This window comes from Microbacterium sp. GW821-FHT01D02 (assembly GCF_059422585.1).
This window is the reverse complement of record NZ_JBWKXB010000002.1, coordinates 743293-758479: the sequence shown is the minus strand read 5'-3', so window position 1 is coordinate 758479 and position 15187 is coordinate 743293. Positions and strand designations below refer to the sequence as shown.

11 protein-coding genes and 1 pseudogene are annotated in these 15187 nt (G+C 69.3%); 6 read left to right on the top strand and 6 right to left on the bottom strand.

Going from position 1 to position 15187, the window contains the following annotated elements; all coding sequences use genetic code 11:
- Window positions 1–124: 124 nt before the first annotated feature.
- From AC07VM_RS12405 to AC07VM_RS12390, 4 genes and pseudogenes are all read left to right on the top strand, one after another.
- Entirely contained in the window at window positions 125–1288 is a 1164-nt protein-coding gene (locus AC07VM_RS12405) for an acyl-CoA dehydrogenase family protein (RefSeq protein WP_494911463.1), read from the top strand.
- A gap of 111 nt (window positions 1289–1399) precedes the next feature.
- Window positions 1400–2497 carry a serine hydrolase domain-containing protein gene (locus AC07VM_RS12400; protein ID WP_494911461.1) on the top strand — a complete coding sequence of 366 codons (1098 nt, stop codon included), beginning with the start codon at window positions 1400–1402 and terminating at the stop codon, window positions 2495–2497.
- A 163-nt stretch (window positions 2498–2660) separates the two neighbouring features.
- Window positions 2661–3674 (top strand): annotated as a pseudogene (locus tag AC07VM_RS12395) (DUF222 domain-containing protein); the annotation flags it as partial.
- 58 nt (window positions 3675–3732) lie between these two features.
- Window positions 3733–4044: an HNH endonuclease gene (locus AC07VM_RS12390; RefSeq protein WP_494911715.1), complete on the top strand. Its 312-nt coding sequence runs from the start codon at window positions 3733–3735 to the stop codon at window positions 4042–4044.
- Window positions 4045–4333: 289 nt separating this feature from the next.
- On the opposite strand, the gene AC07VM_RS12385 is transcribed toward AC07VM_RS12390, so the two are convergent.
- The 5 genes from AC07VM_RS12385 to AC07VM_RS12365 form a co-directional block, all read right to left on the bottom strand.
- Window positions 4334–4867, bottom strand: coding sequence for an ECF transporter S component (locus AC07VM_RS12385; RefSeq protein WP_494911714.1), 534 nt, complete (start codon window positions 4865–4867; stop codon window positions 4334–4336).
- Between the two features lie 125 nt (window positions 4868–4992).
- A complete protein-coding gene (locus AC07VM_RS12380; protein ID WP_494911459.1) occupies window positions 4993–5868 on the bottom strand; it encodes a siderophore-interacting protein in 876 nt (291 codons plus the stop codon).
- A 10-nt stretch (window positions 5869–5878) separates the two neighbouring features.
- Entirely contained in the window at window positions 5879–6697 is an 819-nt protein-coding gene (locus AC07VM_RS12375; RefSeq protein ID WP_494911458.1) for an energy-coupling factor transporter transmembrane component T, read from the bottom strand.
- Window positions 6694–8463 carry an ABC transporter ATP-binding protein gene (locus AC07VM_RS12370; protein ID WP_494911456.1) on the bottom strand — a complete coding sequence of 590 codons (1770 nt, stop codon included), beginning with the start codon at window positions 8461–8463 and terminating at the stop codon, window positions 6694–6696. Before AC07VM_RS12370 ends, AC07VM_RS12375 begins: the two co-directional genes overlap by 4 nt.
- A 123-nt stretch (window positions 8464–8586) precedes the next feature.
- Complete coding sequence (locus tag AC07VM_RS12365) at window positions 8587–9132, bottom strand: ECF transporter S component (RefSeq protein ID WP_267417111.1); 546 nt, start codon at window positions 9130–9132, stop codon at window positions 8587–8589.
- A gap of 188 nt (window positions 9133–9320) precedes the next feature.
- On the opposite strand from AC07VM_RS12365, the gene AC07VM_RS12360 reads away from it, so the two are divergent.
- A complete protein-coding gene (locus AC07VM_RS12360; protein WP_494911454.1) occupies window positions 9321–12533 on the top strand; it encodes a S8 family serine peptidase in 3213 nt (1070 codons plus the stop codon).
- A 29-nt stretch (window positions 12534–12562) separates the two neighbouring features.
- Here the strand turns inward: AC07VM_RS12360 and AC07VM_RS12355 are convergent, their stop codons facing one another.
- Window positions 12563–12793: a hypothetical protein gene (locus AC07VM_RS12355; protein WP_494911453.1), complete on the bottom strand. Its 231-nt coding sequence runs from the start codon at window positions 12791–12793 to the stop codon at window positions 12563–12565.
- 108 nt (window positions 12794–12901) lie between these two features.
- Here AC07VM_RS12355 and AC07VM_RS12350 point away from each other — a divergent pair, with 108 nt between their 5' ends.
- Complete coding sequence (locus AC07VM_RS12350; RefSeq protein WP_494911452.1) at window positions 12902–15187, top strand: carbon starvation CstA family protein; 2286 nt, start codon at window positions 12902–12904, stop codon at window positions 15185–15187.

Here is a 15187-nt window from a genome sequence, read left to right as displayed (position 1 = left end):
TCCGACAACCGCGGTACCCAGTGTCAAGACTTATGGGATGCATTCTCACAACGTCCTGTCCGGGCCGCGTTCTGCGCCGTAGAATCACCGGAGCAACGATGCACGACACGTTCAGGAGGACGGCATGGAACGCGACATCTACGACGAGGACCACGAGGCATTCCGGGACCTGGTCAAGGACTTCGTCAAGCGCCACGTGACGAACGAGGCGATCGAGAGGTGGGACGCCGACGGAGAGGTCGACCGCGCCACGATGCTCGCCGCGGGCGAGGCGGGGATCATCGGACTCTCGGTCCCCGAGGAGTTCGGCGGCGCCGGGATGCTCCAGGACTACCGCTTCCGCGCGATCGTGAACGAAGAGGTCATCGCGGCCGGTGCCGGGTCGCTTGCGGGCGCCTTCGGCATCCAGGACGATCTCGCCGTGCCGTACCTCGTGCACATGGGTACGCAGGAGCAGAAGGAGAAGTGGCTGCCCCGCATGGCCACCGGCGAGGTGGTCGGCGCTCTCGCGATGACCGAGCCCGGGGCCGGCAGCGACCTGCGCGGCATCAAGACCACCGGCAAGAAGGCCGACGGCGGCTACATCGTCAACGGCGCCAAGACGTTCATCTCATCGGGCAAGACCGCCGACCTGGTCGTCACCTTCGTCAAGACCGGTGAGGGCAACCGACCCGACGCGTTCAGCCTGGTGCTGATCGAGAACGGCATGGAGGGCTTCGATCACGGCAAGAAGCTCAACAAGATGGGCTTCCACGGGCACGACACCGCCGAGCTCTCGTTCAGCGACGTCTTCGTGCCCGAGGAGAACCTCATCGGCGGCAAGGAGGGCATGGGCTTCATCCAGCTCATGATGAACCTGCCGCTCGAGCGCCTGTCGATCGGCGTCGCCGGCGCCGCGGCTGCACAGGCCGCCCTCGACTGGACCGTGTCGTACACCAAGGACCGCGAGGCGTTCGGCGAGCGGATCATCGACTTCCAGAACACCCGCTTCAAGATCGCCGACATGGCCACCACGGTCGACGCGCTCTGGGCGTACATCGATCGCGCGCTGCTCGCCTACTCGCAGGGCAAGCTGTCGGCCGAGGAGGCCGCGAAGGTCAAGTTCTGGGCGACGGAGCGCGAGTGGGAGGTGCTCGACACCGGTGTGCAGCTGCACGGCGGCTACGGGTACATCACCGAGTACCCGATCGCCCGCGCCTTCCTCGACGCCCGCGTGCACCGCATCTACGGCGGCACGAACGAGATCATGCGCGAGATCGTCGGACGGCAGATCGCCGGCAAGCGCTGACCTCTCGTCGCGCGAAGAGGCCCCGGATGCCGCATCCGGGGCCTCTTCGCGTTTCCGGGCGAATCGTGTCGGGGCATGGACAGGGGTGCTGCCGCCGGGTTGAATCGGGGCATGACGCACTCGCTGGAGCGGATCCTGGATGACCACGTCGCTCGGGGCACCGCGCCGGGGATCGTCGGTGTGCTCGGCGCCCCGGGCGGGCGGGTCGAGATCGTCACGGCCGGTGACCTGCGGGCGGACGCGATCGTGCGCATCCAGTCGATGACGAAGCCGATCCTCGCGGTCGCCGCACTGCGCCTCGTGCGGGACGGGCGCCTCGGTCTGGACGATGCGATCGAGCGATGGCTGCCCGAGCTCGCGGACCGTCGGGTGCTGCGCTCGCCGGATGCGGCGCTAGATGACGTCGAGGTGGCGAAGACGCCGATCACGCTGCGGCATCTGCTCACCAACACCTCGGGGTACGGCGTACAGGTGGCACCGTCGCCGCTCGCGGAGGCGATGATCGCGAACCGGACGGCTGCGGGACAGGAGCCGGTGGCGATGGGAGCCCAGGAGTGGCTGGCCGCGCTCGCCGCGTTGCCGCTCGCCTTCGAACCCGGCACCGGATGGCGGTACCACCACTCCTTCGGCATCCTCGGCATCCTGCTCTCGCGGGTGGTCGACGGTTCGCTGGAGGAGCATCTCCAGCGGGACCTCTTCAGGCCTCTCGGCATGGTCGACACCGGATACACGGTGCCGGTGGCGAAGGCGCATCGCCTCCCTGCGGCGTATCGCCACGAGGAGGGGGCGCTGGTCGAGGTGGAGCCTGCGGCGGGAGGATTCTCGGTCGCCCCGGCGCCGTTCGATCTCAGCCACTCGGAGCTCGTGTCGACCGCTGCCGACTATGCGGCCTTCGCCGGGATGCTCGCCGCGGGCGGTCGGCATGACGGGCAGGTGTTCCTCGAGCCGGAGCTGCTCGAGCTGATGCGCACCGACCAGGTCCCGTCGAGCGCGAAGACCGAGGACAGCTTCTTCCCGGGGTTCTGGGAGGGGACGGGCTGGGGCTTCGGCGTCGCGATGGAGACCGAGGGTGAGAGCGCCGGGCGCTACGGGTGGTCCGGCGGGCAGGGGACGGACTTCTGGATCGATCGGGATGGCTCGTTCGGGATCGTGCTGAGTCAGGTGGAGATGGGGCCCGAGGTCATGGGGTTGTTCGCGGATACGCGGTGAGACGGGCGCCGGGGTGCCTCTCGGTGGGGGAAGTGCGCTTCGTGGATAAGTGCGAATGTTGTGTGTTTGTGCAGGAGGAGTGACGTGTTGATTTCGTGCAGAATTCCGGGATGGAATCGCGCAAAGCTTCGAAGGTAACGTGTTACTCCGGTTAGAATGAAGCATGTCCACTTTGACCGGGTTGAACGAGGCGATGAGTCGCCTCACGACCGCGTGGTCGGGTGCGGAAGATGCCGCCGATCTGTCTCGTGCGCAGTTGATCGCGGTCACGGATGCGATCGGGGTGGTGCAGCGCCGTCTCGGTGCCGTGCAGGTCGCGGTCGCCGGGAGGATCGCAGAGGAGTCCCGTCCTGCGTTGGGGGCGGAGAGTCTCGCGAAGCAGCAGGGGTTTCGCAGCCCGGCGAAGCTGATCGCCGCGACCACCGGGGTGTCGACAGGTGATGCGTCGCGATTGGTGCGCGTGGGAGAGGCCACCGCGCCCCGGGCGGATCTGCTCGGCGTGGTGTTGCCGGCGAAGTATCCCGTGGTGCGCGAGGCGTTGGACTCGGGGAGGTTGAGCGCCCAGGCGGCGGCGGTGATCATCGCGCTGTTGGAACGATGCCGGGTGGCCGCGGGAGCGGAGCGCATCGCCGAGGGGGAGCGGACGCTGGTCGAGAAGGCAGCGGGGCTGGCGCTCGATGACGTGCGCAAGCTCGTGGTGCGGGCGGAGGCCTGGCTGGACCCGGACGGGGTCGAATCGCGTGAGGAGGAGCGGCGGGGGAAGCGTGCGCTGTCACTGTTCGAGCGGGATGGGATGGTGCATCTGAATGCGGTGCTCGATGTCGAGTCCGCGGCGCCGGTGGTGACCGCGATCCGGGGGTTCGTGACCGCGGCGTTCGCGGCGCGGAAGGACGGTCCTGACGCGGATGCTCCGGATGCGGATCGGCGGACGGTGCCGATGATCCAGGCTGATGCGTTGGCGGTGTTCTGTGCGCACGTGCTGGGGTGTGAGCGGCGGGTTCCGGTTGCGGGGGCGACGGTCGTGGTGCGGGTGCGGGTGGAAGATCTGGAGGCCGGTACCGGGTCGGCGACGATCGACGGGGTCGATCAGCCGGTCAGCGTCGGGGCGGTGCGGCGGATGGCGGCCGGGGGTGGGGTCATCCCGTGTGTCCTCGGCGGGGACAGTGAGGTTCTCGATTGGGGCCGGGAGAAGCGGTTGTTCACTCGGGCGCAGCGGTTGGCGTTGGTGGAGCGTGATGGGGGGGTGCGCGATGTGCGGGTTGCCGCCGGAGATGACGAAGGCGCATCACCTCCGGTGGTGGAGACGCGACCGTGGTCCGACGGATCTGTCCAACGGGGTGCTGCTGTGCGAGACGTGCCACCATCGCATCCACGACAACGGGTGGGAGATCCGCATCGATGCCGGGGCGCCCGGTGGTCGCGGTGTTCCCGGTGTTCCCGGTGGTGCCGGCGGTCCCGCGCGGGTCTGGTTCCTCCCTCCGTCGTATGTCGACCCCGCTCGCACCCCGCGACTCGGCGGCCGCGCGCGCTTCGACATCGCCGCCTGACGGTGTGATCTGGTGGCGTGGTGCGAGCGCGTGATCTGACAATGCGGCCTGACAACGCGGCCTGGCGGTGTGGTCTGAGGGCGCGGCGTGGCGGCGTGGTCTGAGAGCGCGTCGTCTGGTGGCGTGGACTGACGGCGCGGCCGTGGTCGGCCGCGGAGCGCAGAGCGCGCAACACAGAACACAGAACACAGAGCACAGTGCACAGAGCGCCGAGCGCGGAGCGAGGGGCCTCTGCTCAGACGTCAGATCGCGGAGATCGGGGATCGGTCGCAGAACTCGGAGTTCTCGCTCATTGACGCCGAAGGGTTCGGGGCCGTGGCGCGCGTCCGCCGACACCGGCCTTCCGGAGGCGATCGGCGATGAGGATGCCGAGGGCCGTGGCACCGACACAGCTCGCCATGGTGATGACGAAGAACAACACCTGCACGGGGAGGGTGAAATCGCCGAGGTTGAACGACGCCCAGGCGAGCGCGGGATACACGACGCCGGCGACCACGGCGCCGAGGTAATGCATCCAAGTGCCCCAGTAGCGCCAGAGAACGAACAGGAATGCCAGCTCGGTGAAGGCCGCCCACCACAGATTCGTCGCCACGCTCCGGAACCCGTACCCCGAGAACGGCACGATCACCAGCCCGGCGAGCAGCCCGACCAGCAAGCCGACCAGCGGTCGCCTCAACAGACGCAGGGCGATGACCGAAGGCAACAACCAGAGTCCCGCCAGCGCGACGCTCACGAAAGGCAACCCGGGGAACAGGATCGTCGACACCCAGTTCGCCGGCGCGAGGAGCAACCCGCCCGCTACACCGAGCGCCGCGCACGTCAGCAGGATCGCCGTCGGGAAACGGAACCGTCGCCCAGCCGTCGAAGCCGGCGCGGCGGCGTCGGAATGAGGGACGTCGGGGCGAGGGACGTCGGAGCGAGGGACGTCGCCCACTGCATCCGTGCCGCTCATGCCAGCGGCTCCGCAGCAGCCTCGCGGGCGGCCTTCGAGGCGGGCGAGGCAGCGCCGATCTTCCAGTATCCGCAGAAGCTCACGTCGTTCTTGTCCACACCGCGCTCACCGACGAGGTGCTTGCGGACCCCGGAGGCGAGCGCCTGCTCGCCCGCCGCGTAGGCGTGGAACGGCGCATCGGGCAGAGCCGTACGAGCCAGCGTCTCCAGGGCGAGGGTTCCGGGGGCGGAAGCATGGGGCCGCACGATCCACACGACCTCGATGCCGGACGGATGCGGGAACTCGAGCGCATCCTCCTCACTCGGCACCTCGATGATCGCCGTGCCGACCGCACTCGCCGGCAGAGACGCGCAGATCGAGGCGATCGCCGGCAGAGCCGTCTCATCACCCACGAGCACGACACGGTCGATACCGCGCTGCGGGTTGAAGGTGAGTCCCTCATCGATGATCAGCACGTGTTCGCCCGGACGGCAGGTCTCGGCCCAGCGCGATGCCGGGCCGGCCGTGCCGTCGGCGGCAGAGCCGTGCAGCACGAAGTCCACATCGATCTCTGCGCCCGCATCCGCCGTGGCCGGACGGTGAGCCCGCACGCTGTAGTTGCGCATCACCGGGCGCTCGCCGTCGGGGATGCGCAGGAACTTCAGATAGCCGAACATCTTGTTGGCCTTCGCCGGCACCCGATCCAGCCCGGCGTCACCGCCGATCGGCAGGAACAGTCTGAACCACTGGTCGAAGCCCATCGGCCGGAACTTCTCGATCTCGCCGCCGCCCAGCGTCACGCGGATCCAGTGGGCGGACAATCGCACGGTCCGCAGCACCGTGAGCTGAATGAGCTCCGTCGTCTCGGGCTTGACCATCTTGCTGAATGCCATCGGGCGCCTTTCAGGGAAGCTGCCAGGGGAAGAACACGACGAAGATGGCGGCCGAGGCCAGCAACGTCGCCACGGTGAAGACGGTGTCCCGCGTGCGGAACGGGACCAGGTGTCGCTCGGTGCGCGTCGCGTGCGCGCCGAAAGCCCGGGAGTCCATCGCCAGCGCGACGCGTTCGGCATGACGGATGGCGCCCGCGAGCAGCGGCACGATGTAGCCCCAGCCGCGAGCGATGCGTGCGAACGGGCCGCGGCCGCCGTGGTACCCGCGCACCCGATGGGCCGCCCGGATGACCGCGAGCTCGTGACCGAACCGTGGGACGAAGCGGAACGCCGCCAGCGCGGTGTAGCCGATGCGGTAGGGCACCCGCAGCTGCTGCACGGTCGCCCGCACGAGGTCCGGGCCGCTCGTCGTGAGTCCGCCGATGAGCGCCAGGGCGACGATCGAGCCGAGTCGCAGAGCGGTCGCGAACCCGATCAGGAGCGCGCCGCCGTAGAGCGTCCAGTCGCCGATCCGCACGACAGGAGCGGTGTCGGCGACGAGTCCGGCATCCACCCACAGTGAGAAGCCGACACCGATCAGCACCATGCCGGCCGGGAGGGCGAGCAGCAGCAGGGCGAGCAGCCTGCCGGTGAGGCGGGTGCCGACCAGGATCAGGGCGTAGGCGAGCACGAGGAAGGCGGCCGGCGTCGCGAGATCCCGCACGAACACGAGCAGCACCATCGCCGGGGCGAAGCCCGCCACCTTCGCGAGCGGGTTCAGGGCGTAGAGGAACTGTCGGCGAGAGGTCGCCGTCATCCGGGCGTAGGGATCGAAGGCGACGGTGCTCACGGCGACACCCCGAGACCGGCGGAGGCGAGCACCCGCTGCAGTGCCGGCAGGCGGAGCCCCGCATCGGCGAACAGCTGCGCATCCTGGAACAGCTCGGCGGTCGGGCCGACCGCTCGCACGCGGCCGTCCGCGAGGATCACGACGTGGGAGGTGTGCTCCGCGACGAGCTGCAGGTCGTGCGTCACGATCACGATCGTCGTGCCCTCGGCGCGCAGGCCGGCGAGCAGGTCGAGGAGCTCGGCGGCCCGCGCCCTGTCCTGCCCGAACGTGGGCTCGTCGAGCGCCAGCACGCGCGGGCGGGTGATCAGCGCCGTGCCCACGGAAAGCCGCCGCTTCTCGCCACCGGACAGCAAGAACGGGTGCACGTCCTTCTTGTGCTCGAGTCCGAACCGCGCCAGCATCTCGTCGACGCGCGTCGCGATCTCGTCCTCGGGCACGCGCCGCAGCCGGAGCCCGTGCGCCAGCTCGTCGAAGACCGTGTGCGCGATGAACTGATGCTCCGGGTTCTGGAACACGAAGCCGATGCGGGCAGCGAGGTCGCGTGGGGAGGCGGTCCCGGGATCGATGCCGTCCACGACGACCTGGCCCCGCGGCGGCGGCACCACGCCGGCCAGCGCCTGGATCAGCGTCGTCTTGCCCGCACCGTTCGCGCCGACGATGGCGGTGAGGCTGCCGGGCTCGAGGTCGAGATCGATCCCGTGCAGGATCTCGGTGCGCCGCCGTCGGACGGTCAGCCCGCGTGCGCGGATGATCGGCTCGGGGCGTTTCGTCTCGCCGCTGCGCTCCTCGCTCAACGACCGGGCGTCCCTGCTCGCCCCCACCCCGGTCGTCGAGCGCGCAGAGTGGATCGTGGCGTCGGAGCGCGCAGAGTGAGACGAGACGTCGGAGGGCACGGAGGGAGACGAGACGTCCGCACGGGCGAGGGCACCCGCGAGCTCATCCGGCGTCAGCGGCAGCACGTCGAACGCATGACCCTGCTCGCGCAGCCGCAGCGCGGCGAGCGTCGCCCCGGGCAGCCAGACTCCCATCCCGAGCAGCTCGTCCGCATGGTCGCGGATGACCTCGGCGGCGGGCCCGTCGAACGCGACCCGGCCCTCGCGGTCGAGCACGATGGTGCGCGTCACGAAGGCCATGGCTGCATCGAGGTTGTGCTCCACCAGGAGGATGGCACGGTCCCCGGCGTGCACGACATCTGCGAGAGCCGCGTAGACGTCGTCGATGCCCTGCGGGTCGAGGTTCGCGGTCGGCTCGTCGAGCACGATCAGCGGCGAACCCATGGCGAGGGCGCACCCGATAGCGAGGCGCTGTCGTCCGCCGCCGGAGAGATGGTCCGGGTTGTCGTCGCGACGCTCCCAGAGCCCGACCCGGCGCAGCGCCTCCTCGACCCTGCTCTGCACCACGTCGAGGGGGAGCAGCAGGTTCTCGGGGCCGAACGCCACCTCGTCGTACACCGTTCCCGTGACGATCTGCGCATCCGGGTCCTGGAACACCATCGCGACATGGGTGCTCAGCGTCGCCGTCTGCGCGCTCGCCGTGTCGATGCCCCCGGCCTCGACCGTGCCGTCCATGCTCGCCGACAGCGCATGCGGGATCAGCCCGTTGAGGGCGAGGGTGAGCGTCGACTTGCCGGAGCCGGACGGGCCGAGCAGCAGCACGACCTCGCCGGGGTGGATGTCGAACGTGACATCGCGGGGCGAGGGGTGCGCGGCATCGGCGTGGGTGAGGGAGAGCTCACGCACGCGGAGCAGGGGCGCGGATGGGCGCACGGCGGAGTCCCGGGTCGGCGGATCGTACCCGTCTAACTTAGCTGAGCCTTACCTGAATCGCCATCGAGCCGTCATCGACCAACCGTCGCCCGGCAATCGACCCGCCGGTGACGCGCACGAGCGTCAGCGTCGAGCGACTCCGGCCTTGCGCAGAGCCGTGCCGATGGCGAGGCCGACCGCCGTCCAGGCGATGGGGCCGAGCACCGAGATCGCGAGGTAGAGGATCTGCGCCCATAGCGGCATGACGGAGAGATGCGCAGCGAAGAACACGATCACCGCGACGAAGACGCCGATCACCGCGGCGGAGATGAAGAAGCGCCACGGCCCCCAGGCGCGGTAGCGGGTGAGTGCCGCGACGCCCTCCTGGATGAGGCCGAACAGCAGCGCCGTACCGATGAACCGCAGCGCCCAGGCCGGGTTGAAGGCACTCGCGATCAGCGCGGCGAAGACGTGCGTGATCAGCGCGACGAGCGGGAGGCGCAGCACCTCCTGCGCGATGATGCCGGGCAGGACGTGCGAGCCGAGCAGGAGCCCGTAGAGGAACAGCAGTGGACTCGCCAGCAGCACCGGAGTCAGCCATCCGGCGATACCGGCGAGGATGCCGGTCGCGACTCCGATCGCCGCGCAGACGAGCAGTACTCGGGTCGACAGGACGGAGGTACGGGCCACCTCTCCAGCTTACTGTCGACCTATCGGGAGGCAGGCCGTGGATAACCCTGGCCGATCGGCGAAGCGGTACTGACCGATCGACCAGATCTCGGACCGATCGGCGAGGGCAGGACTATGTTGGCCGCGGTGTGGCAACGAGGTCGCACCGTGATCATCGGGAGCACGACATGGGTCGAACACCCCTCCGGATGGCAGCAGCCACCACCCTGGCCACGCTGTTCATCGCATCGACGGCCACCACCGGTTACGCGGCGACGGAGGAGGTGACGCATCCCGTCCCCGTCGCAGGCACCCCCGGGCACTACATCGTGGTCATGAAGGCCGACCCCCTCGCCAGCTACGAGGGCGACGTGAAGGGGCTGAAGGCGACGAAGCCGGCCGAGGGTGAGCAGCTCGAGACGCAGTCGCAGGAGTCGCAGCGGTACGTGGAGCACCTTCAGACCGAGCAGACCGACCTCGCCGGACAGATCGGCGTCACGCCGGACACCACCTACCAGGTCGTGCTGAACGGCTTCAGCGCCGACCTCACCGGCGCCCAGGTCGACACGCTGCGTGCGTCCAAGGAGGTCCTCGGCGTCTATCCCGACGAGATCCGCCACCCCGATGCGCAGACCTCGACCTCCTACCTCGGACTCGGAGACGACCGCAAGGGTCGCGGCGGCGTCTGGCAGCAGACCGGTGGAGTCGACAAGGCCGGAGAGGGCGTCGTGGTGGGCGTGATCGACACCGGCATCGCCCCCGAGCACCCGTCGTTCGAGGGCAAGAAGCTCAAGAAGCAGAAGAAGCAGCACAGCCGACACAAGGGCGGCCAGCCCTACACCGACGGCACGTACGTCTACTTCGACAAGTCCGACGGCGGCCAGTTCCGCTCCACGATGGTCGAGGGCCAGGACTGGGACAAGCGCGCCTACTCGTCCAAGCTGATCGGCGGCCAGTACTTCTTCGCGGGAGCCGCGGCCGCGGGCTTCGACTTCCAGTACGACTACCTCTCGCCGCGTGACGGCGACGGCCACGGCTCGCACACCGCGAGCACGGCGGCCGGCAACTTCAAGGTCAAGGCGGCCGTCGAGGGCGTCGACTTCGGAACGATCTCCGGCGTCGCACCGGCGTCCAAGGTCGCCGCGTACAAGGCCTGCTACGTCGGACCCGACGTGATCATCACGGAGGACGACATCTGCGCGCTGAGCGACCTCGTCGCCGCGATCGACCAGGCCGTCGCCGACGGCGTCGACGTGATCAACTACTCGATCGGCGGGGGTGCGGCGAGCACCGTGATGTCGCCGGAAGACCTGGCGTTCTTCAACGCCGCGGCCGCGGGCGTCTTCGTCGCCACCAGCGCCGGCAACGACGGTCCCGACCCGGTCACGGCCGACCACGCCTCGCCCTGGTACACGACCGTCGCGGCATCCACCATCCCGACCTGGGAAGGCACGGTGCAGTTCCCCGGCTTCGCGCAGGCCGGAGCCTCGGTGAGCGTGCCGTTCGGCAAGAAGGTCACCGGGCCGTCGATCGCGGCGGCGGATGCTGCGGCGGCGGGTGCCGCCGACGCGCAGCTCTGCCTGCCGGGGACACTCGACCCGGCGAAGGTCGCGGGACACATCGTGGTCTGCGATCGCGGCAACAACGCGCGTGCCGAGAAGTCGCAGGTCGTGAAGGACGCCGGCGGCAAGGGCATGGTCCTGGTGAACGTGCCGGGCGGGGCCGACTCGCTCGACAACGACTTCCACGCCGTCCCGACGGTGCACCTGGCCGCCGCGCACCGTGCGGCCGTGCTCGCCTACGTGCAGGGCGGCGTCGACCGTCCGATCACGCTCGTCGGTGCGAACACCACGGGCGTCACCACTCCCACGCCGCAGATCGCGGGCTTCTCGAGCCGCGGACCGATGCTGGCCGACGGCAGCGATGTGCTGAAGCCGGATGTCGCGGCGCCCGGCGTCGCGATCCTCGCGGCGACGAACAACGCCCCGGGGGAGAAGCCGACCTTCGGCATCCTCTCCGGCACGTCGATGGCCTCCCCGCACGTCGCGGGTCTGGGCGCGCTGTACCTCGGCGAGCACCCGAAGGCGACGCCCGCGGAGATCCGATCGGCGATGATGACCACCGCGTACGACACGGTGCTCCCGGACGGGTCGAAGAACACGGATCCGTTCGAGCAGGGCGCGGGGCAGGTCGATCCGAAGCGGTACCTGAACCCGGGCCTCCTCTACCTCAACGGGGTGAAGGACTGGGCGGCGTTCCTCGACGGGAAGGGCCTGTCGGACTTCCCGGGCATCGACCCCATCGACGGCAGCGACCTGAACCAGGCGTCGATCTCGATCGGCTCGCTGGCCAGCGCGCAGACCGTCACCCGTGCGGTCACCTCGACCGAGAAGGGCGTCTTCACCGCGAAGGCCGCCGTGCCCGGCGTGAACGTGAAGGTCACGCCATCGCAGCTGACGTTCGACAAGCCGGGGCAGACGAAGACCTTCACGGTCACGTTCGACAACTCCAGCGCACCCGTCGAGCAGTGGGCCACCGGTTCGCTGACCTGGAAGAGCAAGAAGAACACGGTGCGCTCCCCGATCGCGGTGTTCCCGGTGACGGCGGATGCCCCGGCCGAGGTGTCGGGCAGCGGCGTCGACGGCAGCATCCCGGTGCAGATCACCCCCGGTCTCGACGGCGATCTGGCGCTCGACCTCTCGGGTCTCACGCCGTTCGAGCTGCTCACCGACCCGGACAACCCGGTCGCGGGGCACTCGGGCGACGAGAACTCGGGCGACGCGAACAAGGACGTGGCGTGGATCGTCGACGTACCCGAGGGCACCACGCTCTCGCGGTTCGACCTCGACTCGTCGGATGACGAGGGCAGCGACCTCGACCTCACGGTGTACCGCGTCGTGAGCCCGGACGACCTGCAGTACTACCAGCGGTGGCAGTCGGCGACCGGTTCGGCGGATGAGCAGGTCACGATCCCCGCGCCGACCCCCGGGACGTACCTCGTGGTGGCGAACGTGTACTCGACGACGGGACCGATGACGTGGGACATGACCCACGCCGACGTGCAGCCCGACGGAGCGGGCGCGTTCACCGCGACGCCGAACCCGATCGCCGCGGTCCGCGGTGTGAATACGAGCTACGAGCTCAGCTGGTCCGGACTCACCGCCGGTACTCGCTACCTCGGGCTCGTGCAGTACGGCGACTCGGCGGTCCGCACCGTGGTGACGGTCGACGTCCCCGCGGCGAAGGCTCCCGCGACGAAGGCCCCGGCGACGAAGGCACCGGAGACGAAGGCGCCGGAGACCCCGGCACCGGAGACCCCGGCACCCGAGACGAAGGCACCCGAGACGAAGGCCCCGGAGACGAAGGCACCGGAGACGGGCGCTCCGGAGACGCCGGCGCCGGGAGGGGAGAAGCGGGAGTAGGCCGAACCGTTTCGTCTCGCTTCGCTCGCTCAACGACCGGGTCCTCCCTCCCGGTCGTTGAACGGGTCGGTGTCCTCCCTCCCGGCCGTTGAGCGCGTCGGCGGGTCCTCCCTCCCGGTCGTTGAGTGCGTCGGGGTGTCCTCCCTCCGGCCGTTGAGCGGGTCGGCGGGTCCTCCCTCCCGGTCGTCGAGCGGGTCGGGCTGTTCCCTCCCGGTCGTCGAGCGAGGGAGCGCAGCGAGGGAGACGAGACGTCCGTTCATCGCGCGATCGGCGCCGCTCGTCGCAGCATCCGCTCCGGCGCCGTCGTCCGGGGCACGGTTTTCCTAGCGTGGGGGAACGCAATGTCGCGTATCCCGAGGAGAACCGCCATGACTTCACCTTCGTCGCGCCGCCGCGACGGCGCCGGACTCGCCGACGACGAACCCGTCATCGTCACCGACCCGAAGCTCCCCCCTGTCGCCCTCACCGATGACCACCACGTGAAGGCGAACCGCTGGACCTGGCCGAAGATCCTGATCTGGTCGGCGATCGCCCTGCTGGGTGCCGTCGCCTGGACCATGCTCGCCATCGTCCGCGGCGAGACCGTGAACGCGATCTGGTTCGTGTTCGCCGCGGTCTGCACGTACCTGATCGGCTACCGCTTCTATTCGAAGGTGATCGAGAAGTACATCACCCGCCCCGACGACCGCCGGGCGACCCCCGCCGAGGTGAAGCAGGACGGCAAGGACTACGTCCCCACCGACAGGCGCGTGCTCTACGGCCACCACTTCGCCGCCATCGCCGGTGCCGGTCCGCTCGTCGGCCCCGTGCTCGCCGCGCAGATGGGCTACCTCCCCGGCACGATCTGGATCATCGTGGGCGTCGTGCTCGCCGGTGCCGTGCAGGACTACACGGTGCTCTTCTTCTCCATGCGCCGCGGAGGCCGCACGATCGGCCAGATGGCCCGTCAGGAACTCGGCAAGATCGGTGGCACCGCCGCGATCATCGCCTCGCTGCTGATCATGCTGATCATCGTCGCGATCCTCGCCCTCGTCGTCGTCAACGCGCTCGGCGAGAGCCCCTGGGGCGTGTTCTCGGTCGCGATGACCATCCCGATCGCCCTCTTCATGGGCGTGTACCTGCGCTACCTGCGCCCCGGCAAGGTCACCGAGGTCTCGATCATCGGCTTCGTGCTGCTGATGGCCGCGATCATCGCCGGTGGCTGGGTCGCCGGCACCGACTGGGGCCAGGCGATCTTCCACCTCGACCGCACCACGATCGCGTGGGGCATCATCATCTACGGCTTCATCGCCGCGGTGCTCCCGGTCTGGCTGCTGCTCGCTCCGCGCGACTACCTGTCGACCTTCATGAAGATCGGTGTGATCGTGATGCTCGCCGGCGCCATCGTCCTGGTGCGCCCCGAGATCACCGTTCCCGCGGTCAGCATCTTCGGCGAGAACGGCATGGGACCGGTGTTCGCCGGTCCGCTCTTCCCCTTCCTGTTCGTCACCATCGCGTGCGGGGCGCTGTCCGGGTTCCATGCTCTGATCGCCTCCGGCACGACCCCGAAGCTCATCGAGAAGGAGCGCCAGACGCGCTTCATCGGCTACGGCGGCATGCTCATGGAGTCGTTCGTCGCGATCATGGCGCTGGTCGCCGCGATCTCGATCGACCAGGGCATCTACTTCGCGATGAACGCCCCGACGGCGGCGACGGGAGGCACGGTCGAAGGGGCCGTCGCCTTCGTGAACTCGCTGGGCCTGACGGGGGTGAACCTCACGCCCGAGATGCTCACCGGCACGGCCACGCTGGTCGGTGAGGAGTCGATCGTGTCCCGCACGGGCGGGGCTCCGACCCTCGCGCTCGGCCTCGCGCACATCATGCAGCAGGCGCTCGGCGGCCAGGCGCTCATGGCGTTCTGGTACCACTTCGCGATCATGTTCGAGGCGCTGTTCATCCTCACCGCGGTGGATGCCGGCACGCGTGTCGCCCGCTTCATGCTGCAGGACTCGATCGGTGCCTGGTTCCCGAAGTTCCGCGACGTCTCGTGGCGTCCCGGCGTCTGGATCTGCACCGCGATCATGGTGGCCGGCTGGGGAGCGATCCTCATCCTCGGCGTCACCGACCCGCTCGGCGGCATCAACACCTTCTTCCCGCTGTTCGGCATCGCCAACCAGCTGCTCGCCGCGATCGCGCTCGCCGTGGTGCTGGCGATCGTCGCCAAGCGCGGCCGGAGCTACGTCAAGTGGCTGTGGATCATCGCGCTGCCGCTCGCGTTCACCGCGGTCGTCACGATCACGGCGTCGCTGTACAAGATCGCCTCCCCGGTTCCGGCCATCGGCTACTGGGCGAACCACTTCCGCTACGTCGCCGCCCGCGACAGCGGAGACACCTCGCTCGGCGAACCGGAGGTGCTCGACGCGGTCATCCGCAACACGGCCGTGCAGGGCACGCTGTCGATCATCTTCGTCACCCTCGCGATCATCGTGATGGTGATGGCCGTGATCGTCACGATCAAGGCCATCCGCAACGGCGGTGGGGAGAACACCGAGGACACGCCCGTCGCCTCGCGCCGGTTCGCTCCGGCCGGGTTCCTGCCGAGCGCCGAGGAGCGCGAGCTCGAGAAGCAGTGGGAGCCGATCCTCGCCGACGACCGCAAGGCGTCGACCCACTGA

Coding starts and splice junctions, on each gene's coding strand:
- AC07VM_RS12360 (WP_494911454.1), top strand. CDS start 9,321: ATGGCAGCAGCCACCACCCTGGCCACGCTGTTCATCGCATCGACGGCC.
- AC07VM_RS12400 (WP_494911461.1), top strand. CDS start 1,400: ATGACGCACTCGCTGGAGCGGATCCTGGATGACCACGTCGCTCGGGGC.
- AC07VM_RS12355 (WP_494911453.1), bottom strand. CDS start 12,793: ATGAACGGACGTCTCGTCTCCCTCGCTGCGCTCCCTCGCTCGACGACC.
- AC07VM_RS12350 (WP_494911452.1), top strand. CDS start 12,902: ATGACTTCACCTTCGTCGCGCCGCCGCGACGGCGCCGGACTCGCCGAC.
- AC07VM_RS12390 (WP_494911715.1), top strand. CDS start 3,733: ATGGGGGGGTGCGCGATGTGCGGGTTGCCGCCGGAGATGACGAAGGCG.
- AC07VM_RS12380 (WP_494911459.1), bottom strand. CDS start 5,868: ATGGCATTCAGCAAGATGGTCAAGCCCGAGACGACGGAGCTCATTCAG.
- AC07VM_RS12405 (WP_494911463.1), top strand. CDS start 125: ATGGAACGCGACATCTACGACGAGGACCACGAGGCATTCCGGGACCTG.